Raw genomic sequence first — 26,769 nt, 5'->3', positions numbered from 1 at the left:
TGACTCATATTATGAAATCGTTTTCAATTTTATACTTGTAAGTAATCTCGTCTACAGCTGTCCATTTCAATAAAGAAGGGGTTTGCCGTGAGACGACAATTATAGTTATGGGGAGGGTTTGGTTTGAAAAGAAAAATGTCGATGATGACGGCGATGCTGCTGGTCATATCGCTAATGACGAGCTTGCTTTCAGTAGGAGCAGCGCCTTTGACGCAGTCAAATGGGGGATTGCCGACGTACTTGGACCCATCAAAGAGCGTTGATGCAAGGGCGGCGGATTTGCTTGCCCGGATGACACTAGAAGAGCGCGCAGGACAAATGATACAGCCAGAGAAGTCGAATATTACACCTGAGGAAGTAAAGCAATATTTTATCGGCTCGGTGCTTAGCGGCGGCGGTTCTTTCCCGAACGGCAAGCAGCAGGACAGCACGCGTGAAAATTGGCAGACGCTTATAGACGGCTATCAGGATGGCGCGCTTTCTACGCGTCTTGGGATTCCGCTGCTGTATGGCGTGGACGGAGTACACGGACATAACAATGTGAAGGGAGCAACCTTGTTCCCGCATAATATCGGTTTGGGTGCAGCGAATAATGCTGAGCTGGTGAAACAAATCGGCGCCGCGACAGCAAAGGAAATACGCGCAACCGGAGCAAATTGGGATTTTGCGCCGACGATTGCAGCCCCGCAGGATATTCGATGGGGCCGGACCTATGAAGGATACAGCGGCAATCAAGCGATATCCAAAGTGCTTGGTGCAGCGTACATTCAAGGGCTGCAAGGAGAAACAGCTGCGGAGCGCAGTCAGACGAAACATGTCGTTGGCGCTGCGAAGCATTTTTTAGGTGAAGGCTATACGGATAACGGCGTTAACCAAGGGAATATAACGAAGTACACAGAGGATCAGCTCATTGCAAGTGATTTAGAGATGTACAAAGCTGCCGTTGATGCAGGTGTACAAACGGTTATGGCATCTTACCACAGCATTCAAGGCCTCAAGATGCATGCGAATAAGCGGCTTCTTACGGATGTGCTGAAGGGTGAGCTTGGATTTAAAGGTTTTGTTATTTCGGATTATAACGCGATTCAGCAAATCACGCGTGATCAAGACGGCAAAGCAGTCAGCGGCTTGAAAGATCAGCTGAAAGCGTCCGTTAATGCAGGCGTAGATATGTTCATGCTGACGGGTGACTGGAGAGCCAGCCTTGAGCATTTAATTAGTCTTGTTAAGGATGGCAGCATTACGGAAGAGCGTATCAATGATGCAGTCCTCCGTATTTTGAAGGTAAAAATTTCATCTGGTCTATTTGAGAATCCAAAGACAGATACGGACTTGGCAGGCTACTTCGGTGCATCTGAGCATCGTGCGCTTGCGCGTCAAGCTGCGGCGGAGTCGCTCGTTCTTCTGAAGAACGATGAGGTGAACGGTTCACCGATTATGTCTCAGCTGAAGGATATGGACAAAATCTTCGTAGCAGGTAAAAATGCGAACGATATCGGCAACCAATCTGGCGGCTGGTCGATTACTTGGCAGGGAGCATCCGGGGCGATTACGACCGGAACGACAATCTATGAAGGACTTAAAGAGGTTGCAGGAGCCGCGAAGACGGTAACGTACAACAAGCATGGCCGCGGCGCTGCTGGTTATGACGTAGCTATTGCTGTTGTAGGCGAAACGCCTTATGCAGAAACGAATGGAGATCGTACGAGCCTGAATCTCGACGAAGAGGATCTCGCAACGATTGCAAATATTCGTGCAGCTGATCCGAACATTCCACTCGTTGTTGTTCTTGTATCCGGACGCCCGCTTACGATAGCGGATCAACTGGGTGACTGGGATGCGCTTGTCGCAGCATGGCTTCCAGGTACGGAAGGTCAAGGCGTGGCTGATGTACTGATTGGGGGCAAACCGTTTAAAGGGAAAAACCCGATTAAATGGCCATTTTATGTAACGAATAATTATCCAATTATGACCGATGTCAGTCCGAATTTACTGTTTCCTATCGGTTACGGCTTGATGAGCGGGCAGGCTACGCCTGATCTGCCGAGCAAACCTGTAGAACCAGAGAAGCCTTCACTGCCTATCCCGGGCAAGGTCGAGGCGGAAGCGTTCGATGCGAAGAGCAGCGGATTGAATACAGAGGACACGCAGGACATTGGCGGCGGCAAAAATATTGGTTGGACGTCCGGCGGCGCATGGCTGGATTATAGGGTGAAAGTGAGCGAACCCGGTACCTATAAAGCCGATTTCCGCTATGCTGGCAACGGCGGTGCAACGGGGATTAAGATTAAGAGCGAAGCGGGAGCGACGCTTGGTACGTTGAGCGTAGGCTCCACAGGAGGCTGGCAAAGCTGGCAAACGGCCACCGTCGAGAATATCGTGCTAAGCCAAGCAGGCATTCAAAAGCTGAGGCTTGAGTTTATTGCCGGAGACATTAATTTTAACTGGGTAGAGTTTACGCGTACAGGCGATGTTCCAGCTGGCGGCGGTGGCGGCACTGATCCAGGTAATGGAGGCGGCGAACAGCCAGCCCTTATTAGCGGAGCTGTTGAGGCATGGATCTCCAGTGAACGTGATGCGGGTGACCGCAAATGGTATTATGCGGATCGTTATCAAGCTGGCGATAAGAAGCTGGAGCAGCAGACGAATTTAGATATTACCCTTCCAGATAACAGCAAAGCGACAACGATTACGATAAATCCGGATAAAAAATATCAAACGATGCTAGGAATCGGTTCGTCCATGGAAGAAGCGACGATTCATAATCTTGTGAAAATGTCTCCGGAGAAGCAGACAGAGCTGCTTCGCCAATTGATCGACAAGGATAACGGCATCGGCATGAGCTTGATTCGCCTAACAATCGGAACCTCCGATTTTACAGCGCAAAAGTTTTATTCGTACGATGATTTGCCTGCCGGTGAAACGGACGTTGAGCTTAAGAAATTTTCCATTCAGAAGGATATTGATTTTGGCATTATTCCAACCGTCAAAAAGATACAAGCGATTAATCCCGATGTACAGTTTTTTGCATCGCCTTGGAGCCCTCCAGGCTGGATGAAAACAACGGGCAGCATGGTAAGAGGTCAAGTGAAGGAAGAATATCTTCCTGTGCTTGCAGATTATTATGTGAAATTTTTAGAGGCATACGCTGAGCATGGCATCTACTTTGAAGGCATGACGCTGCAAAATGAGCCGCTGCTCGAAATTGATTATCCAAGTACAGCGATGTCATGGCAGCAAGCGTCACGTCTAGCCAAGCTGCTGCGGGCAAAGCTAGATCAGAATAGCAATGCAAAAATCAAAAGTGTAAAGCTATGGATGTTCGACCACAATCCTGGCGATACGATGGCTTATCCAGCACAAATTCTGGGTAATTCCGTAGAAGGGGCTTACGATGCCATAGAAGGGACGGCGTTCCACGATTATGGCGGCGAGCTGTCCATGATGACGGAGCTTCAAAAGCTGTTCCCGCAGAAAAGCGTGTATTTAACGGAGCGTGCGGTATGGGGGACAACGGGCGCTGACCGAATCGCACAATATTTCCGCAACTATGCTAAAAGCTATAACAGCTGGGTTACGATGCTGGACAGCGATATTTCATCCCATCAATGGGTAGGTATTCCTGATCCGACCCCAGTCGTTCAGGATTCCTCGAATCCAGATCACTACTGGCTTCTGCCGGAGTATTATTTGATGGGGCAGTTTACGAAATTCGTGAAGCCTGGTTATGTGCGAATCGATAGCAATTACGGCTCGGCTGCGACAGTAACCAACGTTGCATTTGCAAGCCCAGACGGCAAAGAAATTGTAACGGTTGTCATCAACCAAACGAGTGACCCGCAGCCATTTAAAATTATAGTTGATGGACTTCAAATTGAACCGGTCATTCCAGCCAAATCAGCAGCAACCTATCGCTGGAATCGTACGCAAATAACAAACGTTCCAGCAACGATTGACGCTACGCGCTTCGCTTCAGCAGAAGGCGAGTTCCAGGTTAATCCGAACGGATACTTAGGTTCTTTTGCACCAAATGGAACAGCTTCGTTCGATTATGTTGTAAATGTAGCAGAAGCAGGCGAGTATGAACTCGATCTGGCGATTGCAGGTTTCCAAACGGATGGTCTGGTTAGCTTTGAACTGGATGGCCAGCCGCTTGTGTCACTGCCGATCAATCAGACGACGTACCAGTGGGAGTACTTCGCTAATCGCCGCGAGCGCGTTATGCTTCCAGAGGGTGCGCATAAATTAACGATGAAAGTGAGTAAAAACGACTTCAATGTTAGAAGTATTGCGTTCACGAAGGCGGATAAGGCAGCTATTTCACTTCCCGCATCTATAGAGGCGAGTAAATTCACATCTGCCTTTAATGTACTCGTAAACGGCTCAGCGGTCAGCTATGCCGATCCGAATGATTGGATGGAATATGAGGTGCAGGTTCCAGCGGATGGAAACTACGGTATAACGTATCAATATTCCACGACCTATGACGGAGCGAAAGCAGAGCTTTCACTAGGAGGAAATGTACTGAAAATGACTGAGCTACCAAACAGCGAGAGCTGGGATGCTTGGGCAATGGCTTCAGATACAGTTGCTCTGACTGAAGGTGTTCATACGCTAAGAGTTCGAATCGTTGATCAAGGCTTCAACTTGAATGCCATTGCGGTTGGGCCTGCTATTATCGCAGATGCCTCAGCCGTAACAGAAGGTGCAGAGGCTGGAAGCCATATTTTTGTCCAGCTGCTTAACGACACGTATAAAGAGGAGCTGACTTCCTCCAATTGGTCCATCGACGGGTATGTCGGAACGGTTGTAGATAGCGTTTATCGTGTTGATGACCATATGGCTAAGCTTACCTTAGGAGGAGGGGCGACTAGAGACTATGACTCTGATCGTACCGTCACAGTAACAGTCAGCACATATGAAGCTGCTTCTGGAAGCACCGGTAAGACGATGAGCTCTAAAGTTATCATTAAGGCTATTGATGATGCGGAGTCGTTATCCTTGTCAGAGAGTCAGATTGCTTATGACGTAAATGGCAAGGAGTTAATCGTTACCCTTGCTGGCGGTACTTTCGTGCAGAGTCAGCTTGGAGCGATAACCGTATCGGGAGCGGCGACCTCGCAAGGAGGCGTAACACTGCGCTCGGCGGAGCTTCTCAGCCCTAATCGAGTGAAGCTTACGCTGAACTGGAGCGGAACCGTTCACTATAATGAATTGGAATTGCAGGTTAACGTTCCACTGCAAGCCTACGATGATTCAACAGGAGGTACGGCGTTAAACGCTAAGGCAGTGCTGCTTGGAACCGAAAATGTGAAGGAGCCAGTAAATCTTTTGTCCCTTGATTCATTGGATCAGTTCAATCGATTAAAAGGATTCGCAGTGTCTGGAACAGGAAGCGCGAGCAGGCTAACCCAAATTGATGCGGGCGATTATGCCGATTATTTGGTACATGTTCCAGCTACTGGTTCCTATGTTGCAACCTTTAAGGCTACATCTGGCGGCCAAGCTGTGAATGGCATCGTGCTGGAGGCGCAAGATGGCGCTGTTCGGAAAACGATTAACGTACCAAACCTTTACAACCAGGTCGTTGAAATGCGGATTGTCATTGATCTCATTGAAGGTGATCAAAAGCTTCGTATTCTGGCTGGAGCATCCGGCTACGAGCTTAGAGGCATTAAATTTGAGCCGTATGTTGTACAGGTAATGGATCAGAGCGGTGTTATGAAAATTGAAGCGGAAAGCTACACCCATGCGGATGCGGCTGCTGTTCAAAGCAATATGGACGGACAAACGCTATTCTTCAAAAACGTAGGTTTTATCGCGGCAGCAGGCTCGCTTTATTTTGACGTAAGTATCGCAAAATCGAGCTTCTACAAAGTGACCTACCGTTATGCAACGCCGCAAGCAGGCGTGAGTGGAACGTTGTCCGTGAATGGGCAAAAGTTGTCTACTACGCCGCTAGGAGCAAGTGGTGGATGGGATAAATATGTGGAGGCTTCTGGCATTGTAGAGCTTGCAGAAGGCGTGCAAACGATTCAGTTTACTAGCAATAATGATGGGGCAAACCTTGATTGGATCACGCTTGAGCAGACTGAAGCGGTTACGCAAATTACAGGTACCACAGCGCTTCCGACTGCTTCGCTGAAAGCTGGAGCCTACAAAGGAACCAAAACGGTTGCTTTAACGACTGCTACAGAAGGGGCTGCCATTTACTATACAACAGATGGATCGCTGCCTAGCAGTACAAACGGGCAATTGTACAAAGGAGAGCTTAAGCTCTCGGAGCTGACAGTGCTCCGCACGATCGCGATTAAAGCAGGAATGAAGGACAGCTTTGTTGCACCATTTACGTATATCATTACGCCAGGGGGAGAGCCAACACCAACACCAACGCCAACACCGACGCCAACGGAGCCAACACCAACACCGACGTCACCGACGGGGCCAGCTGTAACGCCAGCTCCTACGACGCCTCCGAGTGGAAAGGGCACAATACCTGCACCAACTCCGGTCATGGACACGGCTAGCGGACTTGGTAAAACTGCGATAAGCCAAACGCTTATCGACGAAGCTTTGAAATCAGTAGAAGGAAATAATAGTACCGTTCAAACCATTACAATTAAAGTACCGAGTGTAAATGGAGCTAATGGCTACGAGGTGCAATTGCCTAAAGGGACTATTAGCGAGGCTAAGCTGTCGGTACAGTATGAAATTCAGTCAGGTACGGGTACGATTGTTGTACCAAGCCATATGTTGAAATCACTGCCTTCGGATGCGAAAAACGTATCCATTGTGATTGCGAACATCGATAAAACAAAGCTTAGCGAAGAAACGAGAGCAGCAATCGGCAGCCGTCCTGCGGTTGAGCTGAATCTCTACGTTGATGGCGTTAAAGTGGAATGGAGCAATCCAGAAGCTGCTGTAAACGTATCGCTTAGTTATACTCCAACAGCTGATGAGCTGGCGAGCAGTGAGCAAATTACAGTGTGGTATTTCGATGCAGCAGGTAAAGTGATTGCAGTGCCAAGCGGCAAGTATGATAAATCGCAAGGTGCTGTGCTTTTCACAGTAAATCATTTCAGTACGTATGGCGTAGTATTCGTAAGCAAAACGTTTGACGATCTTGGCAAATATCCTTGGGCGCAACAAGCGATTAAGGTTATGACGGCAAAAGGCGTCATCAACGGCATATCGGATAAAGCATACGCTCCAGCTCAAAATGTGAAGCGGGCAGATTTTATTACCTTGCTCGTGAAAACTTTAGGTCTTAATGCTGCGTATGATAGTCAGTTTACCGATGTGGCAAAAGGTTCTTATTATTATGATGCGGTTGCCATTGCGAAGAAGCTTGGCGTAGTAACTGGCCGTGCGGACGGTACGTTTGATCCGAATGCCTCCATTACAAGGCAAGAAATGATCGCGATGACAGCAAGAGCGTTAAATATTTCTGGCAAGAAGCTGCAAGCAGGAAGCTCGGAGCAATTGAAATCGTTCACCGATTTGAAGCAGTTAGCAGCTTATGCAACGGACAGTGCTGCTCTTCTCGTAGCGAACGGCATTGTGAAGGGCGACGGCGCTAAGCTTAACCCGCTTGGTTATACAACCCGTGCGGAAGCAGCAGTTATTATGTATGCCATTTACAACAAGTAATAAGATTGGAATGAGCGATGCGGCTAATTGAATGACAAGGAAGAAGCCTTCGAACTCACTGTTAAAGTGGGAAAGAGGGCTTCTCTTTTTTTTTGCCTATTCTATGAAAATTTTTTCAAAATAGTCGTATGCCGTTCTCACTATTAATCTAGCGAATAGGATGAGGGTATCAAACGGTAGGAGTTGATTATGTGTCATTTTATTTTAAGCTGCGCACGTACCTAGGGAGAGATGTAGAAGTTATTCTCTCTAATGGGGATGTGGTTGCGGGTGTGCTGCTGACGGTAGGCTTCTCATACATTGTGGTTCGAACCTTGAGTGTACCTGGATACGGTGGGACGGAAGATGTGTTGATACGTTTACGGGTCATCGAATATGTCCGGATTTTATAGGAATGGCTGTACGGATGATGGAAGAAGGCGTGACTATGTCGAGCGATTGACCGCGGATAAGGATGTGCTGCCTCCTTTACGAAAAGGAAGAGATTTCTCCCAAACAGGCAATCGGCGCGGGGTTCACCAGCGCTTGTCAGTGATTATACCCGCTCAAAATGAGGAGCGGACAATAGGACGTGTCATCCAAGAAATAATATTGCTGTCGCCAGCTGAAATTATCGTAGTTGTTAATGGCTGCAATGATCGTACAGAGAGTATTGCTAGAGAGCTTGGCGCGTCGGTTATCGTTTTTCAGGAGCCTCTCGGAACGGATGTTGGCAGAGCTATTGGCGCATATGCAGCCACTTGCGATGCGCTGCTGTTTGTGGATGGTGATTTTCATATCCCTTGGAAGGAGCTTGCTCCTTTTCCTAATGCGCTGCTAAGCGAATGTGATCTGGCTGTCAATAAGCTGGATCACCACCTCGGCATGCGCATGCCTTGGAGTGCCGTGACAACGCTGAAAATAGCACTGAATATGGCAGTTGGCCGCGAGGATCTGGCGAATGCTTCACTCGTGCATGTTCCATTCGCGCTGAATAGGCGGGCGCTTAATGTTATTCATTGGTCCAATTTATTATGTCCGCCGAAGGCTTATGCGCTGGGACTGCTCGGTGGGTTAACCGTCAAGGCTGTTCACTGCGTAGAAGTTGATCGCTTAAACCGTTATCGTCCGAGCAAACACAGCAATGCCGGAGGAGACCATTCCATTGCAACGATGCAAATAATAGGGGATCATTTTGAGGCTCTGCATGCCATTCACAGGAGAGAGGGCAAGAAAGGAGAGATAGGGTGCAGCGGGAATTTGGAAAAGTAAGTATCGTTATTGCAAATTATAATCGTGCAGCATATCTCATTGAATGTTTGGACAGCTTGATGAGTCAAACGTATTTGAATAAAGAAATCATCATTGTAGATGACGCATCGACCGATAGGTCGCTGGATGTTATCGAGGCTTGGTGCGAAGCGAACGGAGTAGCGGGCACAGAATCTATCGTACTCGTTAGACTTCCTAGAAATATTGGGTTTTCTGGAGCTGTTACGACGGGTTTCTTCCACGCTCGCGGACAATATATCGCGGTACAAGATGCGGATGATTTCTCTCATCCGCAGCGTTTAGAGAAACAAGTAGCGTATCTCCAAAGCCATGCAGAGGTTGCACTGGTAGGAACGAGCTACGCTAGCTTTGATGAGGCCGAGAAGAGGCAGTATGTTCAGGAAAAATGGCTGCGGTTCGGTGATGATATTCATGATGTTTACCGTAACGGCGGTCACTCTGTTTGCCATGGGACGATCATGTTTCGCGGCGATGCTTTTGACCAAATTGGCGGATTGAGCCGACGAATTGTCGGGGCGGAGGATTATGAGTTCATCGTTAAATTTTTGAATAACAAAGCTCGTATTGAAAATATTCCTGAAATTCTTTATTACTATCGTCTGCATGCGAGCCAACGTTCATTGGCTTTTTATGCGAAAAAGGAGTGAGGTGAAATGGCAGGTTCGCCGTTATCCGTCTTAATGGCTCTGGACAGTATGGATGCCGGTGGTACGGAAACACATGTATTAAGTCTAGCAAAAGCACTAATAAAAATAGGTCAAAGAGTGGGTATAATTGCCGCGGACGGCCCTATGAGGTTTCGGTTTGAGGATGCCGGGTGCCATGTATATTTGTTTGAATTCCAGCCAGCTGGAGCGTCAGTTCAAACGGAGCGAATCGTTAGGCTGCAGGAAATTATGCGAAGCGAGAAAGTGGATTGCGTTCATGTGCATCAGACTCCATCAGGTCTATTTACGGCAAAGGCAGCTAATCTATTAGGAATTCCGTCTATATTTACCGTTCATGGCACCTATTATCCGCAAACTGCTCTAAAATCGCTGCTTGTTTACTCGGAATCGGTCATATGTGTAAGTGCTCCTCTTCAAAGCTACATCACGCGGTTTGGCTTTCCGTCTATCGTTGTCCCGAATGGCATCGATCTAGCGGAGTTTTATCCATCCAGCGGCGCAAAGCTTCGCTCAGACTTAGGTATTTCTGAAGATGCAATTGTACTTATGTATGCTAGCCGCTTGGCTTGGGGAAAGGCAACAGCATGTGATGTCCTGCTGCGGGCGATGAAGGATCTTTATCGTTATGGGTGGGATAAGCTTGAGCTTGTTGTTGTCGGGGATGGCCCTAAATATAATGCAATTTCAGAACTTGCGGAATTTATTCAGGCAGAAAGCGGAAGACGCTTCATTCATATGGTTGGGAAACAATCGCAAATGCGAGAGTATTACAATGCTTCAGATATCGTTGTCGGTACAGGACGCGTTGCGCTGGAGGCAATGGCTTGCGAGAAGCCAGTGCTTGCCATTGGCAACCATGGCTATTTTGGCTGGGTGGAGCGGGGTAATTATGAGCAGGCTTGGCTTAACTATTTTGGAGACCACGGTTCGTCTGCTGCTTATTCCCGTTATTTGTTTGCAAGCGAGATTGCAGATGGATGCCGCAGGCTGGAGGGGCTGCGCGCTAATGGAATAGAGGGAAGACGGTGGGTGGAACGTGAGTTTCATATCGATCAATCCATTGATCAAATGATGAGCGTGTATCGTTCAGCAATTGGGGAGATTTAATGAAGGGCGGTACGGAATGAAAAGAATTTTGTATGTAGGCTGGTTAGGGTTTAACAATGTTGGTGATGAGTTAATGTGGTTATTGTTTCGCGACTTGTGTAGAGCTTATCTGCCTGAGAAAAAATATGATGTCATTCCGTCAATACCGGGCGTAGATATTCGGAATTCGGGTCCGTATGATGTTGTCGTGCTCGGCGGCGGCTCGCTGCTCATTCCAGGTTATATCGATGTTGCTTACCAAGCGGCTCGGAACCATAAAAAAGTAATGATTTGGGGCAGCGGTCATGATAGACAGGAGTTTCCTGTAATTGATGCCTCGGGGAAGGTCGCAGCCCATTTGGCCTACACCGGTGAGAACCTAGCAACGAATGAGAAATTAGCTGAGCTAGTGAAGATGTCAAAGTATTGCGGCGTCCGAGGTCCGTTGTCCTATCAGTTTCTCGAGGATTCTGGCGTCCGAATGGAGCAGGCGATCATAAGCGGTGACCCGGCATTTCTACTGCCTGCACCGTCGCCACGCAAGAATGGGCAGGCTAGCAGAACGATTGGTGTGAACTGGGGAACTGCTTATAATCGAATTTTCGGCGGCAACGAGGAAAAGGTAGAGCAGCAATTGGTAGAGGCGCTGCGTATATTAATATCGCAGGGTTATCGCGTCAATATTTTCTCCGTTTGGGGTCCTGATAGAGAAGCTTGCAAGCGTCTGTATGCGAAGCTGGGAAACCAGACGAATGTGGATCTTGATTTGGAGCTGTACCATCATGAGGATTTGATGGAGAAGCTTAAGTCCTATGCGCTGACGGTCAATTTCAAATTGCATGCTAGTTACCTGTCAGCAGCGGCAGGGGTACCGTTCGTAAGCCTTGGATATCGATTCAAATGCATAGACTTTGGCTGCTCGGTGGATCTTCAGGATTATGTGCTCTCCACCGGCGATACGGCACTTGGCAAAAGCATTCTGGACAGAGTAGCCAAAATTGAAAAAGAAACGGATATGATTCGCGAAAAGTTTTATTCGCATCAGAGCCGTTATCGCGAGCTGCTGAAAAAGCCATTTCAAGAAGAACTGTTTTAAGGAAATAGCTGCAACAGCGTAAGAGGAGCTGCCCGAAGGTTTATTAACTTTCGGGGCAGCTCTTTTTTTAATAGACAAAGGATGGATATTATAGGAAGAAGGTTGACATCGAAAAATAGTTTATGATATATAAAAAGAAGGATTGGCACTCAAAGAGTTTGAGTGCTAAAATATAAGGTAGCGGTTTAATAAACGTTGAACAAGCCTTCCTGTTGCGTTACCTTTAGGCTTACTAATTATTGATGAATGGAAAGGGGATCTATCCATGTCCAAAAAACAGTTCAAAGCAGAATCGAAACGATTGCTGGAAATGATGATTAATTCCATTTATACGCAGCGCGAGATTTTTTTGAGAGAGCTTATCTCGAATGCCAGCGATGCGATCGACAAGCTATATTACAGAGCGCTAACTGACGACCAAATGGTATTTAACAAAGAGGATTATTATGTTAAAGTCGTTGCCGACAAGGCAAACCGAACATTAACGATCACCGATACAGGGATTGGCATGACGAAGGAAGAGCTGGAGAATAACCTTGGCGTTATTGCGAAGAGCGGATCTTTTGCCTTTAAGAAGGAAAATGAGCTTAAGGATGGACATAACATTATCGGCCAATTCGGGGTGGGCTTCTACTCTGCATTTATGGTGGCGGATGTGGTTACCGTTGTGACCAAAGCTCTTGGCAGCGATGAGGCGTTCAAATGGGAATCAACTGGCGCCGACGGCTACACGATTGAGTCATGCGAGAAGGACTCCGTTGGTACGGAAATTGTACTTAATATTAAGGAAAATACCGAAGATGATCAATACGATGAGTACTTGGAAGAGTACCGTTTGAAGTCGATCATCAAAAAATATTCTGATTTCATTCGCTACCCAATTAAGATGGATGTGAAGGGCCAACGGCCTAAAGCAGATGCAGAAAACGAGTTTGAGGAATATCAAGAAGAGCAAACCGTTAACAGCATGGTGCCGATCTGGCGTAAAAACAAAAATGAGCTGACATCGGAAGATTATGATCAGTTTTATTTTGAAAAACGTTACGGCTTCGACAAACCGATCAAGCATCTTCATATTAGTGCGGATGGCGCTGTTGTGTACAATGCGATTTTGTATATTCCGGAGAGCACACCTTTCGATTATTATACAAAAGAATATGAGAAGGGGCTGGAGCTTTATTCAAATGGCGTTCTAATTATGGATAAATGCTCAGACCTGCTGCCTGATTATTTCAGCTTCGTTAAAGGTATGGTTGATTCGGAGGATCTATCGCTCAACATTTCTCGTGAAATGCTGCAGCATGACCGTCAGCTGAAGCTGATTGCGAAGAACATCAACAGCAAGATCAAGAGCGCGCTGCTTGGCATATTGAAGGATGACAGAGAGAAGTATGAGTCATTCTACAAAGCATTCGGCAGACAGCTGAAATTCGGCGTATATAACGATTACGGCGTGAACAAAGAAGTGCTGCAAGACCTGCTTATGTTCCACTCCTCGAAAGAGAAGAAGCTAGTTACACTGGACGAGTATGTGTCAAGAATGAGCGAGGATCAAAAGTACATTTATTATGCTTCCGGTGAATCTATTGAGCGAATTGATAGACTTCCGCAAACCGAGCTGGTAACGGATAAAGGCTTTGAAATCTTGTACTTCACGGACGATATTGATGAATTTGCCATCAAGATGGTTGCGAAGTATAAGGATAAGGAATTCAAGTCGGTATCAAGCGGCGATCTTGGTATTGAAGAGGACGAGAAGGACAAGGAAACGGCCGAAGAGCAGGATGCCAATAAAGAGCTTTTCGAGCAGATGAAAGAAATTCTTAACGATAAAGTAAAAAGCGTAAAAGCTTCAAAACGCCTTAAAACACACCCTGTGTGCTTATCTACTGAAGGCGAAGTAACGATTGAAATGGAAAAAATATTGAATTCGATGCCGAACAACCAAGATGTAAAAGCAGACAAGGTGCTCGAAATTAACGTGAACCATGAAATTTTCCAATCGTTGAAGGATGCTGCTGGGCAGGATAAAGTGAAGCTGGCTCTTTATACAAGCCTACTTTACAACCAGGCTCTTCTTATCGAAGGTTTGCCAATTCAAGATCCAGTTGCGTTTACGAACGATATTTGCAAAGTAATGGTTTAATAGAGCAAGCGTAAAAAGCCCGTACGGGGTCATTCCCGTACGGGCTTTTTTTCTACGACAGAACAATTATGGATGCTGATCATAGCTACCGATAAAATTACACGAGGCGCGTGGTGTGCTTGCGCAAAATATAATAAATCATGGTATTGATTATTATTCCGGATATAATAGCACTACAAGATAAGAAATAATTGAATAAGAATGCAGAAACAAATAAATAAACAAATAAATAAACAATATTCATTGCATGAATCAATGTGAAGCCGCAGAGGAGGGTTTATAGATGATACGGATAAAACGCCGGCTAAACTTAATTACGCTTATTTTGCTGCTCATGTGTATTATTATTGTTCCGGTTCTTATCCAAGGTTATATGTTGGGCAAAGGAGCGGTTAAGCAAGTGGAAACGTTATACGACAAATCGGTTTCGAGCAATATGGAGTCGCTCTCCATCAGCTTGGACTTTTATGTGAACCATATCGAGGATTATATTCGCACCTTGTCGCAGGATCAGGAATTACAGAGGCTGTTAAGTCGAAATAATAACGCTCCCATAAATGAACAGGCGGTCAGAGACCGGCTGAAGTCGTTCACTGCTGCGTATCGGTTAAGAGTGCCCTTATACGTACAAATTATTAACGATCAAGGGGAAGTATTCAGCAATAACGTTTTGCATGATACCGAGGTTGAGCGGTTGAAGCAAGTCGTGCAGCAGTTTAATTGGCCTTCGGAGAGGATACCTTATGATAATAACGTCATGTATCGCAATGTGGGCCCCAACTTTCACGATCTCTCGGAGGGGCAGAACGCTTTTTATTTCACTAAAAATATTGTACAAGGCAATTCGGTGCTAGGCCTCTTAAACGTAGAGGTCAACGAGAGCTTATTTCAGCGGCTGCTGCGCAAAATTCAACTGAACAGCTCAACCCTTGCATTCATAAGTCAGGAAGACGGCGAATTGCTCATTTCTAGCGAAGATGATGACGACCGCCTGAAGGAGCTATCCAGACAGGCGATATCGAAGGCGAAGGTGGACGGTGGGGGATATGAAAGCTTTCTGATTCAGTGGAACGGCCAAAGCTACTTTTGCTCCATCCAAAACATTCCCTTCTTAAGATGGTATTTAATTGCGCTAACGCCGGAAGAGCTTTTGGCAAGTCCCACTAAGCAATTGTGGAGCCATACGCTCACGGTAACCGTGTCGTCCATTCTTTTGATTTCACTTATCCTGTATATATTCACAAGAAAAGCGATGATACCTGTGCTGAATTTATCGAGGATGGTTCGGAAAATACGCTTTAATGATGCTGGGCAGGGGCAGGATGTCATTGGAAATTTCCAATACAAAGGCTTGGAGGAAATCGAAATTTTATTCTCGGGCATTCAGCAAATGCTAAGCCGGATTAATGAACAGATTGAGCGAATTAAAACGGATGAACGGGAAAAGTCGAGCCTGGAGCTCAATCTCTTGCTGTCCCAGATCAAGCCTCATTTCCTGCATAATTCGATTAATTCGATCCGTTGGATGGCGGAAATGAAGGGCGAGAAGATGATTGCCCAGACCCTTGTTAATTTAAGCAGCATGCTGAACTATACACTAAGCAAATCAAGAACCATATGGAGCACGGTCGGCGAGGAAATGGATTATGTCAAAAGCTATATTGCGTTTCAGGAAAAACGGATGTTCATCAAAATTGAAACGATATGGGATGTGCCGCATGAGGTGCAGGGTGCAAGAATATTGAAGCTGACGCTGCAGCCGATTGTCGAGAATGCAATCATGCATGGATTTACTAATCTTGATGGAATTACGCCACAGCTGACAATTACTTGCGCGATGGAAGCGGAGCAGGTACGGGTGGAGGTTATAGATAACGGAGTCGGAATTGAAGAAGGCTCCATTGCCGGTATGCTGATAACGGATTCCAATGAGTACGAGGATGAGGAACGAACCTCGGGGATCGGGCTTAAAAATGTGCATCGTCGCTTGCAGCTGGAGTATGGCGAGAGGTATGGCATCGAAATTCGAAGTGTAGTGGGTAAAGGGACGAACGTAACGCTTACCTTTCCCTATATCGATCATAATGGAGGAGATTCGGAATGAAAGTGATGATTATTGAAGACGATATGCTAGTTAGAATGGGGATCAAATCATTAATTCCTTGGTCTGAGATGGGGCTGGAGGTCGTCTGCGAAGCCAGAGACGGAGTTGAAGCTGTTGAGTTGTACGAGAGATTTCTGCCGGACATCGCACTTGTGGATATTTTGCTTCCCAGAATGAATGGGCTTGATTTTATTGAGAAGGTAAAGCCTTTAAATCCTGACGGGGAATTTGTTATTTTGACCTGCAACCAAGATTTCGAAACGGTTCGCAAATCGCTGCGCCTGGGCGTTCATGACTTTATTGTAAAATCCACAATGGAAATTGAGGAGCTTCAGCTCATTTTGAAGCAACTGACAGCCAAGATGAAAGCCAAGCTGCTGGAGCATCATTTTCAGGAGGAAGGGACGCCGGAAGCGGGTTCAAGATTCGTTCGTAAAGCCAGCTTATTAAGAGATTGGCTGCACGGCTTGTATAACAGTGAAGAGACAGAAGCGTTTGCCGAGAAGCTGGGAGAGTATAAATATTTTCTGCAAAAGGGAGAATATGAGGCATGGGTTGTGGCGTTAGATCCTTCTCAGGATGAATCCAAATTAACTTCTCAAGAAATCGTTAAAATAGGCCATTCGATTGACCATATGGCTGTTGAACTTTACCGCAGCAGGCTAATTGGGTTCGTGGAAAACATAAATGATAACCGATGGCATGTATTGGTAAGCAGCACGAATAGCTCGGATATCGACCCGAAGCTGTTGATCGACTCGGTTTCGCAGTATATGGGCCATACTCTATCCATTGCTGTGAGTAAAAGGTTTACAGACTGGCGGGAGTGGACCGTGTATGATCGTTTTGCTAGCGACCTGCTAAGCCTCAAATATTTTTGTGAAAATGACCACCTGTTTCAGGGCGAGCTGCCTGAAGCAACGCTTTCCGATGCCGTGTTTATTTGGAAAAAGGCGATAATGAACAAACTGTCCAGCTTTCAATACGAGCAGGCAGGAGATCTGCTTGCAAACCTCAAGCAGGTCGTCGGCCCGCCATATCCCAAACCAAACCTGCTGCACAATGTACTGGAGGATATTTTATTTCAACTGAAACAAATCTGCGAAATGTCGGGACGGCGTCCATCGGAGACTTATTTCCAAAGATCTGAGCTGCTGGACTGCGTTTCATTAACGCAAGCGGTGCATTTGTTATACAACGCTATCCATGTGCTGCAAGAACCGGCATTCAAAGAGAAGAACGGTCATGAAAGAAAGAAGTTTGTTGAAGCCACCGAAATGTTTATTCAAGAGCACAGGTTTGATGAAATTAGTTTAAATGCCATCGCGATGCATCTTAAAGTAAGCCCTGTATATCTCAGCAGAATATATAAGGAAGAGAAAGGGATTTCTTTCAGCACCGCTGTTTTGACAGCCAAGGTGGAGCAGGCCGAAACGATGATCCGCAGCGGAATGACCTTAACTGAGGTTTCGGACAAGCTGGGCTACCTAAACTTAAGCTCGTTTACCCGCATGTTTAAGAAAATTAAGGGGATTGCACCCTCACACTATGCAGATGCTGAAAAGAATTAAAAGATGTTAACTGCGGCTTGAAAAATGATAAATGGTATCCTCTTCGGATATAAAGTGATAAATCAAATGGTTGGCTTAGGAGATTCATCTGCTTATGGAAAGCTTCTATACTAGGAAGCAAGACATCAACTAACGAAAGAAGGAAGGTTTCCATGAGAATGAGAAGATGGTCTGTTTTAAGTATAGCTTTAATGATGCTAGTTACAATGTCGCTTTCTGCATGTTCCAAGAATGAAAATGAAAGCGCTTCTACAGGTGGAGAAGGACAGGAGAAAGTCAACATTGTTTTCTGGAATTCAGGGTTTGCGACCATTGATGAAAATAACAAAGCGAAGAAAAAAGAAGACTTCTACATTTCTCAGGCTGTTGCCCGATATGAGAAGGCCAATCCCAATGTGAAGATTGATGTGCAGGATGTTCCATCCGGAGATGAGCTGTTTGCTAAATTCCAAACGGCCAGCATTGCCAAGAACGGTCCTGATTTAACGGTACTCTGGTCAGGTTCCTATATGCTTCGGTTTAAGCAATTTTTAGAGCCGATGGATAGTTACTTTTCAGGTGAAGAAAGATCCAGAATCGTTGGATGGAGCGCAACAACGGAAGACTTTACGGCCGATGGCAAAGCCTATGGCGTTCCATTTGGGACAGACGGAACTTTTCTTCTAGCGTATAACAAGAAAATTTTTGCGGATGCCGGAATCGATCCCATTGCCCAGCGCCCGAAAAATTTTCAACAATTTGTAGCTATGCTGGAGAAAGTGAAGACGAAGGATATTACACCGCTTGGTTTATTTAAAGACAGCTTCCTTCATGTACCGGACTATTGGATTGCTCAAACGGTGGATATTCCGGGCCTGGACAGCTTGGTCAAAGGCACAACCAATTTCTCCGATCCTAAGCTGGTGAATGTCATGAAGGGCTGGCGCGAACTGTTCGAGAAAAACTTGGTCATTGCCGATGATTCAGTTCGACAACTGTTTATTCAAGAGCAGCTCGGCATGACGGTTGGAGCAAATGCGGACATCTTGAACTTCAGCAAGGAGATGGGCGACAAGGTCGGCTTTATGAAAATTCCAGACTTCAGCGAGGATGTCAAAATCCACGATGGCGGTCCTGGCGGGGTGGGCGCTGCGTTTGTGGTGACGAACTACTCAGAGCACAAGAAAGAAACGGCTGATTTCGTCAAATTCCTGATGAGTAAGGAAGAGCAAATCAACAAAATCAAATCGGGCGAAGCACGTATTACAGTCGTCAACGATGTGGATGTGAACGAGTACGTATCCGATCCGCTAGTGAAAACGATGCAGGATATGGCCAATGAACCAAGCACTATTTTCTGGCCGGACAATGTTTACCCAGCGGAGCTGACAAGCGAGATGATGTCGCTGCAATCCCTGGTTTCCAGCGGGAAAATGACAGCAGAGGAATTTATGAAAAAAATCGACCAGAAACGCGATTCGCTTCTAAAAAATAAATAGGCGGTTAAGGAGCGGCCTTCATAGGAAAGGAGGTCGCTTCTACCAAAAGGCAAGGAGGAATAGAAGGATGGGTCTCAAGCAAGAACGATGGGTAGGTTTGTTCTCCTTGCTGCCGGCTTTTCTGTTACTAGCTGTATTCGTAGGTTATCCCATGTTTAACACGTTTTTTCATAGCTTTACGGAATGGGATGGAGTCACTTCTACGTTTGTTGGCTGGGATAATTTTAAGACGATCCTCAGTAATGGCGATTTGCCGCTTATGCTGCGTAACAATCTGATCTTTTTACTATCGGTACCTGGCATCTTGTTCATATCGCTTACGGTGTCGGTTCTGCTGCATGAGGAGGTTCCGGGGTGGCGCTTGTTTCGTTCGGTGTATTACTTGCCGGCTATCCTCTCCTCGGTCGTTATCGGTTTTTTGGCAAAATCCATGTTTACGAATAAAGGGATCGTGAATACGCTTCTGGAAAATGCCGGACTTGGCGCGTTTACGACGGATTGGCTGAATACGGTGCCGACCGAATTTATGATCTTGATTCTATGTTTTTACTGGCAGACGCTAGGCCAAGGAACGCTCATTTTTTTATCGGGGCTATCTTCGATCTCCAATGAATTGTTTGATGCGGCCAAAATAGACGGAGCCAATTGGCGTCAGCGATTAATGTACATCGTCATACCGTCGTTATATCCAGCGATATTTTACTTTACGATCGTCAATGTTATTTACGTATTTGTCGGGCTGTTTGGCCTTGTTTATTCGATCACAGGCGGCGGGCCCGGTTACGAGACAACACCGATCGATTATATGATTTATATTCAAGCTTTCCGAAGCGGAAATATGGGCTATGCGAGCGCGCTTTCGGTATTCTTGTTCTTCATTGTTATGTTCATTACCTGGATTCAGTTGAAAATATCCAAGCGCTTGGAGCAATAGGAGGACATTATGAAAACAGCCTCTAGAAGAATGGTTAGATTTCTGATTTTTATCGTGCTCGCTGTCATTGCCTTCATGGCGATGTATCCGTTGTTCTACATGGCTATCAGCAGTATGAAGCCGACGATAGAATATATCAAACATCCGATGGGTCTTCCGAAAACGTGGTATTTTGATAACTTCATCGCACTCATTTATCGCTTCTCTCTTGTTCGGTTGTTTGGCAATACGCTCGTCTATGTGGGACTTAGCTTAGTTGCTTCCCTAGCCTTGTCTATTCCGGCAGCCTATGCTTTTGCCAAATTAAAATTCAAATACCGCAACGGGTTTTATATTATTATGATCGCTACGATGACCATACCGGGTATTACTTTTATCATTCCAAACTATTTGTTGATGTCAAAGATCGGCTGGACTGACCATATCATATCCGTGGTGACTATCTGGTCTGTCTCGGCTATTCCGAGCACGGTCTTCTTACTCACTTCACTAATGAGAGCCATGCCCGATGAAGTGCTCGAAGCGATAAAAATAGACGGTGCCAAATATCATCAGGCGATGTTCAAAGTGATTTTGCCCATGAGCTTGCCGGGTGTGGTCACAGTATCTATCTTTAATGCGACGAACTGGTGGAACGATTTGTTAACCCCGCTCATCTATTTGCAATCGGATGGCTTAAAGACCGTAACCGTTGCGGTGGCGACTGTGCTAAACCGGTTCAGCTCAGACTACCCGCTGTTATTGTCAGGGCTGTTGCTTGCTTCGCTGCCGCCCATTGCGATTTATATTATTTTTCAAAGCTATATTCGTAAAGGGTTGGTTATTGGAGCTGTTAAATAAACGATATCGAATGAGGATAGGAAAGGATGTCATCACATGAGTACGAAGCAAGGACGCCTCTTTTCAAAGGTAGCGATTATTACAGGAGCGGCATCAGGAATCGGTAAAGGAACGGCGCTGCTCTTTGCTGAAGAAGGCGCGAGTCTTATCCTGGTCGACATCAACGAGGAGAAATTAAATGAGGTAGCTGCCGAAATTCGCCAAATGGGCGGAAGCTGCGAGATCGTATGCGGCAGCGTGGGCCTGATGAAGACGGCTGAAGATGCTGTGGCAAGCGCGGTCAACGCTTACGGCGGGCTTGATATCGTTTTTAACAATGCGGGCATTATGCCTGTTGGCGATATTTTGGATTATGAGGAAGAAACATGGGACGAAGTGCTTCAAGTTAACCTGAAGTCGATGTTCTTAATGTGTAAAAAGGCGATCCCCGAAATGCTCAAGAGAAATGGCGGTTCCATCATTAATACATCTTCAGTTATGGCCTCCTTAACGGAGCCTGGCTATACCGCTTATTCTGCTTCCAAAGCAGGCATTATTGGTTTAACCAAAGAGATTGCCGTCTCCTATACCGAGAAGGGCATCCGCTGCAATTCGATTTCGCCAGGCTGGGTGGAGACGGATATGAACGTCCGTCTTGCCGAAAGCATGGGCGGAATGGATAAATTGTATCCCATCATCAAGCAGCAGCAGCCGCTCGGAAGAATGGCAACGACGCGCGAGGTTGCGTATGCCGTGTTATTCCTAGCCTCCGACGAATCTGTTGTCGTTAGCGGCTCTAATCTAAGTATTGACGGAGCAGCATCGGCTGCGATTTGATAACAAGCCCTCATTCAAAATCATTCACTCTCATATGGAGGTTATACCTATGGCTAAAATTAGTATTATCGGAGCAGGATCTGCCATGTTCTCCCTCAGCCTAATCAAGGACATCTGCTTGACGCCTTCTCTTGAAGGCAGTGTCGTCAGCTTTATGGATATCGATGAGCAGAGATTGGAAAGCGCATATTCCCTTTGCGAACGCTACGCCAAAGAAGCTAATATCCATCTGGTACTGGAGAAGACGACGGATCGTAGAGAATCGCTACGCGGAGCCGACTTCGTCGTGCTTGCTGCGCTGGTCGGAGGCCATCAGCGCTTGAAGGACGGATGGGATATAGCCCAGAAGCACGGTTATCGGTTTGGCGGGAGCCTGCATGTGATGCATGATGAAGGCTTCTGGATTAATTTCGATCAGCTGCGCCTCATGGAATCGGTTATGCTGGATATTTTGGAGATTTGTCCGGACGCTTGGTATATGCTCGTGTCCAATCCGGTCATGGCGGGGGTAACCTACTTGCAGCGCAAGTATCCACAGGCCAAGCTGGCAGGCTTCTGCCATGGTTCTAACGGGGTAAAAGCTGTGGCTGAGGTCATTGGACTCGACCCGAATCATATTACGTATGAGATTCCAGGCGTGAATCACTTTATTTGGCTGACCGAGTTCCGATACAAAGGGGAAAATGCATTTCCTATTTTGGATCGTTGGATCGAAGAAAAATCGGCTGCTTACATTGAGAACTGCGCTACTTGCGACTGGTTAGGTCCCAAAGCGCTTGATCTCTATAAGAAATTTGGCGTATTTCCAATTGGCGATACGGGAAATCCGGGCGGAGGCTCTTGGCCGGCTTGGCACCATGCGGATCAAGAAACGGAGCATCTCTATAAGGAAGACCCTGAGGCTTGGTGGCGGGACCTTTACTTCGCAGGAGGCGCTGCTGGTGTTGAGAGGATTCGGAAGGTTTCCGAAAATACGACAGAAGCAGTTATGGATCATTTCCCGCCGGTGCATTCGTCGGAACCGATGATTCCGTTTATTGAAGCGATAGCATGTGATGTGCCTAGAGTGATGATCCTTAATATATTGAATGACAGCAACTACGTGCCGGGCATCCCACTCGATTTTCAGGTGGAAATTCCTTGTTACGTCAGTGGAATCGGCGTTCAAGGCATTAAGACCAAAGGCTTGCCTAAGTCTCTGATTAACTTTGCGCTTCGCGATCGTGTCGCTCCGGTGGAAATTGAGCTGCAGGCCTATGATAGCGGGAATCTTGAAGATCTTGTCCAGTTAATCATGATGGATCCGTGGACCCGTTCCGAGAAACAGGCTCGTGCGCTGCTGGATGATATTCTTGAACTGCCCAGCCTTGCTGCGATGAGACAGCACTTTAATTAAGGGGGCAGGCAGAATTGGCTATCGAACAGTTTGAGCTTTACGGGGAAACGGCAATAAGGGTACAGAATGAGGAGCTGGCGTTCACGCTGGTACCGGCTTGGGGAAGTAACCTATTGTCTTTGCGATTAAAAAATAAAGATCTTGAATTGCTGCGATTTCCAGAAAATCAGGAATCGTACAAGGCAGATCCTATCTTGTATGGCCTGCCGATCCTCTTTCCTCCCAATCGCATTGCGGATGGCAAGTTTGCATTTAATGGCAGGGACTATCAGTTTGATATTAATGATGCTGCTGAACACAATCATACCCATGGCTTATTATTTGATGCGCCATGGAAGATTTTACGGGCAGAGGCAGAGGGAGAGAGGATCGTACTGGAGACGATCATTCATTCCGATGAGCATGAAGCGATTTTAGCTCGGTTTCCACATTCATTTAGTGTTCAAATGAGTTACATCTTGGAGCGGGCAACGCTCACGATTAAAGCGACAATCAGCAGCCGGGATGCCGCGCCATTTCCTTGGGGACTCGGCTACCATACGACGTTTAATTATCCGTTTGATCCCTCAGGGGATCTGGCCCAGTGCCGATTTTCTCTGAATGCGGATAAGCAGTGGTTGCTGGACGAACGCTTCTTGCCAACCGGCGAACTAGTAGATATTCCTTATTTGGAGGAGCTGCGCGAGGGAAAAAGCTTAGTCGAGCACGCGCTGGACGATGCGTTTCAGACAGCGGGAACGGGAGCCAATGAAGCGGTGCTGACCGATCTGAATTCCGGCATTCGCGTTGTGTACAGCGCGGACGAGCAATTTAAGCATTGGGTGGTCTACAACCATGATGCACGGCAGGGTTATTTGTGCCCAGAGCCTTATACATGGATAACGAATGCACCAAACTTGCAGCTTCCGCAGAAGCTGACGGGCTTCCGTGTTCTTCAGCCTGGCGAGCAAGTGACAACAACAACACGAATTCGGATTGAAGAGGTGATTTGAGCATGTCTTTGCGCAGTGACCGATGGTTTAAACACCCGTCAAAGGAAACGCGATTCCAGCATCTGTCGGCCATGAGGGCTAATGGGCATGTTCCCGAATCATTTGTAGGCAAGCCGATTATTGGCATCTTCAACTCATGGAGTGATTTGAATAGCTGTAATGCGCCCCATAAAGAATTAGTCGAATTTGTCAAACGTGGAGTGCTGCTTGCCGGAGGATACCCGCTTGAGATGCATACGATCACGACGCCTGCTGATTTTATGAAGCCTTCGGATCTGCCTTATCGCAATTTGATGGCGATGGACGTTGAGGAGTCCATTCGGGCATTGCCAATTGACGGTGCAGTGCTGCTTTGCGAATGCGATAAGACAACACCCGCCCAGCTTATGGGTGCAGCCAGCAGCAATATTCCTTCGCTGCAGCTTGCTGCCGGACACCGGGCATCAGGTTCCTTTCGCGGGAAGAAAGTGAATTATGGGACGGATCTTTGGAAGCTGATGGATGATTACAATGCGGGCCTTCTGACAGACGAGGAATGGAACGAGCTGGAGAAATGCATTTCATGCACGCAGGGAGGATGTCCCGTCATGGGTACCTCCTCTACCATGAAATGCCTATCGGAGATTCTCGGCATGATGCTGCCGGGCACTTCCACGATTCCGGCCACGCATGCCAGCCGTAAATGGGCGGCCGAAGAAACGGGCAAACGAATTGTTGCGATGGTTAGGGAAGAATTGACTCCGGCTCGTCTAATGACGGAAGCTGCATTTGATAATGCCATCAAGCTGCTTGCAGCGCTTGGCGGCTCTACCAATGCCGTTATCCACTTAACTGCGATTGCAGGGCGGCTCGGGATCCATATCCCCTTAAAGAGATATGAAGAAAGATCAAGTGAAATTCCGCTTTTGGTCAATCTTCAACCAAGTGGAGAGCACAGTATGGATGACTTTTTTGAAGCAGGCGGACTTGGCGCTGTGATCAGAAGGCTGCTGCCCCAGCTCGATGCGACCTGTCTGAGCGCGCTTGGAACAACGCTTGAAGAATGTTATCGCGATTATCCCGCTTACCGGGATGATGTTATTTATTCTCTGGCCGAACCTTATAAAGTGGAAGCGGGCATTGCTGTACTAACAGGTAATTTGGCGCCTTCGGGAGCTATTCTGAAACGAGCAGCTAGTTCCTTAATTAATCATCAACATAGAGGCCAAGCGATTGTATTCGATAGCTATGAAGAGATGAATGAAACCATAGATAGCGAACAGCTGGAGGTTGATGGAACCTCGGTGTTAGTGCTGCGAAACTGCGGACCGGTGGGAGCAGGGATGCCCGAATGGGGAGCGCTACCGATTCCGAAGAAGCTGCTAAAGCAGGGAATTCGGGATATGGTACGAATCAGCGACGCCCGAATGAGCGGAACTAGCTTCGGAACGAATATTTTGCATGTTTCACCGGAAGCCCAGCTTGGAGGGCCTATCGCTGCCATTCGAAGCGGGGACTGGATTGTGGTCGATCTGGATCACGGTACGATTAGCGTAGAGCTGACGGATGTGGAAATACGTGAGCGTCTGCGTGATTGGTCGCCTGTTCGTACGCATAAGCGAGGGTTTATGAAGCTGCATGCGGATCATGTATTGCAAGCCGACGAAGGCTGCGACCTTGATTTTTTGCGTCCAAATTCCAAAGAGGAAGTTAGCTTTATAGAACCAATCGTCGGAAGAGGCTAGTGGGAGTTAGTCATTCACATACATGGAATGCTTCGAGGGGGAAACAACGATGAACAAAGCTCAAGCCTTTGCGGCTAGTCTGGGCCTGCCGGACAAAGAGCAGTATCAGCTCGCGACAAGTGCTAAAAGATTTGAAGATGGAGCCCATTACCGTGTGGAAATCCCTTCGGTAGAGGGTCCTGCAATAATGGAGAGCGTGATTGCAGAAGCCAAGCAATTTGGACTAACGGTCAACCGCGTCTCTCAGGGCAGCGGAATTATGCTGTTAAGTGATTCCGAAATTAGCGATATGGTACAAATGGGCATGGCGGAAGGGATGGAGGTATGCCTCTTCGTTGGGCCTCGCATGAGCTTTGATATCGGAGCGATGTCTCTTAGCAGCAGCGGAAAGCTGCTTGGCGGGCGGCATGCAGGAATGGATCAGCTGCTCTATGGATTGGAAGAAATATTTCGTGCGGCTGAATTAGGCATTCGAAGCGTTCTTGTGGCGGATGAAGGCTTATTATGGCTGATCAATCAAGCGAAAATCAAGGGACAGCTGCCAGCCAATTTGGTCGTTAAGATTTCAGCGCTGATGAGTCCGACCAACCCGGTAAATGCTCGGATTTTTACGGAGCTTGGCGGCACTACTTTGAATTTGCCTGGCGATATTACACTTCCACAGCTGTCATCGATTCGAACCGTGGTTGATGCTCCGATTGATCTCTATATTGAGTCGCCGGATGATTTGGGCGGTTTTATCCGCAACTATGAAATTCCGGAAATTGTAAGAATCGCTTCACCGGTTTATCTGAAATTCGGGCTTCGGAATGCTGTTAGCGTGTATCCGGCGGGGATTCATAACAAGGAGCTGGCCATCGCCCAGTGCAGGGAGAAAGTGCGCAGAGCTCATTTGGGCATTCAAGTTCTCGACAGGTATCATTCGTCTGCCATTCAATCCGACAGTTTTGCCGAGGGGTTGGGAATTCCTTCAGTGAGCTAAAGCGATAACCCAAG

At 46.9% G+C, this 26,769-nt stretch carries 17 protein-coding genes; all 17 read left to right on the top strand.

The annotated features are described in order from the left end of the window. Nucleotides 1-123 precede the first annotated feature (123 nt). The 17 genes from AC1DOV_RS23975 (at nt 124) to AC1DOV_RS23895 (ending at nt 26,755) form a co-directional block, all read left to right on the top strand. Nucleotides 124-7,650 carry a glycoside hydrolase family 3 N-terminal domain-containing protein gene (locus AC1DOV_RS23975; RefSeq protein ID WP_477551259.1) on the top strand — a complete coding sequence of 2,509 codons (7,527 nt, stop codon included), beginning with the start codon at nt 124-126 and terminating at the stop codon, nt 7,648-7,650. A gap of 191 nt (nt 7,651-7,841) precedes the next feature. Continuing rightward, nucleotides 7,842-8,042, top strand: a complete 201-nt coding sequence (locus AC1DOV_RS23970; RefSeq protein ID WP_076267366.1) for a hypothetical protein — start codon at nt 7,842-7,844, stop codon at nt 8,040-8,042. Continuing rightward, on the top strand, nt 8,026-8,901 hold the full coding sequence (locus AC1DOV_RS23965) for a glycosyltransferase family 2 protein (protein ID WP_477551258.1): 876 nt from the start codon (nt 8,026-8,028) through the stop codon (nt 8,899-8,901). The genes AC1DOV_RS23970 and AC1DOV_RS23965 overlap by 17 nt, the downstream gene beginning before the upstream one ends. Then, the gene (locus AC1DOV_RS23960) at nt 8,877-9,569 is read left to right on the top strand and encodes a glycosyltransferase family 2 protein (protein WP_477551257.1); all 693 of its coding nucleotides are present in this window, start codon (nt 8,877-8,879) and stop codon (nt 9,567-9,569) included. The genes AC1DOV_RS23965 and AC1DOV_RS23960 overlap by 25 nt, the downstream gene beginning before the upstream one ends. 6 nt (nt 9,570-9,575) lie before the next feature. Beyond that, nucleotides 9,576-10,697 (top strand): glycosyltransferase, encoded by a 1,122-nt coding sequence (locus tag AC1DOV_RS23955; RefSeq protein ID WP_477551256.1) that lies wholly within the window; start codon nt 9,576-9,578, stop codon nt 10,695-10,697. A gap of 16 nt (nt 10,698-10,713) precedes the next feature. Next, nucleotides 10,714-11,772: a polysaccharide pyruvyl transferase family protein gene (locus AC1DOV_RS23950; protein WP_477551255.1), complete on the top strand. Its 1,059-nt coding sequence runs from the start codon at nt 10,714-10,716 to the stop codon at nt 11,770-11,772. 265 nt (nt 11,773-12,037) lie between these two features. After that, nucleotides 12,038-13,918: a molecular chaperone HtpG gene (gene htpG / locus AC1DOV_RS23945; protein WP_477509929.1), complete on the top strand. Its 1,881-nt coding sequence runs from the start codon at nt 12,038-12,040 to the stop codon at nt 13,916-13,918. Nucleotides 13,919-14,201: 283 nt separating this feature from the next. Continuing rightward, nucleotides 14,202-16,022, top strand: a complete 1,821-nt coding sequence (locus tag AC1DOV_RS23940; protein WP_477509928.1) for a cache domain-containing sensor histidine kinase — start codon at nt 14,202-14,204, stop codon at nt 16,020-16,022. Then, nucleotides 16,019-17,593: a response regulator transcription factor gene (locus tag AC1DOV_RS23935; protein ID WP_477551254.1), complete on the top strand. Its 1,575-nt coding sequence runs from the start codon at nt 16,019-16,021 to the stop codon at nt 17,591-17,593. The genes AC1DOV_RS23940 and AC1DOV_RS23935 overlap by 4 nt, the downstream gene beginning before the upstream one ends. A 152-nt stretch (nt 17,594-17,745) precedes the next feature. Next, a complete protein-coding gene (locus AC1DOV_RS23930) occupies nt 17,746-19,071 on the top strand; it encodes an ABC transporter substrate-binding protein (protein ID WP_477551253.1) in 1,326 nt (441 codons plus the stop codon). A 67-nt stretch (nt 19,072-19,138) separates the two neighbouring features. Further along, nucleotides 19,139-20,005: a carbohydrate ABC transporter permease gene (locus AC1DOV_RS23925; protein ID WP_083681827.1), complete on the top strand. Its 867-nt coding sequence runs from the start codon at nt 19,139-19,141 to the stop codon at nt 20,003-20,005. 9 nt (nt 20,006-20,014) lie between these two features. Next, nucleotides 20,015-20,845 carry a carbohydrate ABC transporter permease gene (locus tag AC1DOV_RS23920; RefSeq protein WP_339205068.1) on the top strand — a complete coding sequence of 277 codons (831 nt, stop codon included), beginning with the start codon at nt 20,015-20,017 and terminating at the stop codon, nt 20,843-20,845. Nucleotides 20,846-20,881: 36 nt separating this feature from the next. Beyond that, nucleotides 20,882-21,661: an SDR family NAD(P)-dependent oxidoreductase gene (locus AC1DOV_RS23915; protein WP_477551252.1), complete on the top strand. Its 780-nt coding sequence runs from the start codon at nt 20,882-20,884 to the stop codon at nt 21,659-21,661. A 49-nt stretch (nt 21,662-21,710) separates the two neighbouring features. After that, nucleotides 21,711-23,057 (top strand): family 4 glycosyl hydrolase, encoded by a 1,347-nt coding sequence (locus tag AC1DOV_RS23910; protein WP_477551251.1) that lies wholly within the window; start codon nt 21,711-21,713, stop codon nt 23,055-23,057. Between the two features lie 14 nt (nt 23,058-23,071). After that, complete coding sequence (locus tag AC1DOV_RS23905; RefSeq protein WP_477551250.1) at nt 23,072-24,049, top strand: aldose epimerase family protein; 978 nt, start codon at nt 23,072-23,074, stop codon at nt 24,047-24,049. A 2-nt stretch (nt 24,050-24,051) separates the two neighbouring features. Then, complete coding sequence (locus AC1DOV_RS23900; protein WP_477551249.1) at nt 24,052-25,773, top strand: dihydroxy-acid dehydratase; 1,722 nt, start codon at nt 24,052-24,054, stop codon at nt 25,771-25,773. 49 nt (nt 25,774-25,822) lie between these two features. Next, complete coding sequence (locus tag AC1DOV_RS23895; RefSeq protein ID WP_477551248.1) at nt 25,823-26,755, top strand: hypothetical protein; 933 nt, start codon at nt 25,823-25,825, stop codon at nt 26,753-26,755. Nucleotides 26,756-26,769: the final 14 nt, after the last annotated feature.

The sequence above is a fragment of the Paenibacillus sp. 01T47 genome (genome assembly GCF_056398245.1).
This window is presented reverse-complemented; position numbering and strand designations above follow the sequence as displayed.

Bases quoted from the DNA above. Each gene is read 5' to 3' on its own strand.
- AC1DOV_RS23920 (WP_339205068.1), top strand. From the start codon at position 20,015: ATGAAAACAGCCTCTAGAAGAATGGTTAGATTTCTGATTTTTATCGTG.
- AC1DOV_RS23915 (WP_477551252.1), top strand. From the start codon at position 20,882: ATGAGTACGAAGCAAGGACGCCTCTTTTCAAAGGTAGCGATTATTACA.
- AC1DOV_RS23935 (WP_477551254.1), top strand. From the start codon at position 16,019: ATGAAAGTGATGATTATTGAAGACGATATGCTAGTTAGAATGGGGATC.
- AC1DOV_RS23900 (WP_477551249.1), top strand. From the start codon at position 24,052: ATGTCTTTGCGCAGTGACCGATGGTTTAAACACCCGTCAAAGGAAACG.
- AC1DOV_RS23955 (WP_477551256.1), top strand. From the start codon at position 9,576: ATGGCAGGTTCGCCGTTATCCGTCTTAATGGCTCTGGACAGTATGGAT.
- AC1DOV_RS23925 (WP_083681827.1), top strand. From the start codon at position 19,139: ATGGGTCTCAAGCAAGAACGATGGGTAGGTTTGTTCTCCTTGCTGCCG.
- AC1DOV_RS23930 (WP_477551253.1), top strand. From the start codon at position 17,746: ATGAGAATGAGAAGATGGTCTGTTTTAAGTATAGCTTTAATGATGCTA.
- AC1DOV_RS23910 (WP_477551251.1), top strand. From the start codon at position 21,711: ATGGCTAAAATTAGTATTATCGGAGCAGGATCTGCCATGTTCTCCCTC.
- AC1DOV_RS23940 (WP_477509928.1), top strand. From the start codon at position 14,202: ATGATACGGATAAAACGCCGGCTAAACTTAATTACGCTTATTTTGCTG.
- AC1DOV_RS23965 (WP_477551258.1), top strand. From the start codon at position 8,026: ATGTCCGGATTTTATAGGAATGGCTGTACGGATGATGGAAGAAGGCGT.
- AC1DOV_RS23950 (WP_477551255.1), top strand. From the start codon at position 10,714: ATGAAAAGAATTTTGTATGTAGGCTGGTTAGGGTTTAACAATGTTGGT.
- AC1DOV_RS23895 (WP_477551248.1), top strand. From the start codon at position 25,823: ATGAACAAAGCTCAAGCCTTTGCGGCTAGTCTGGGCCTGCCGGACAAA.
- htpG (WP_477509929.1), top strand. From the start codon at position 12,038: ATGTCCAAAAAACAGTTCAAAGCAGAATCGAAACGATTGCTGGAAATG.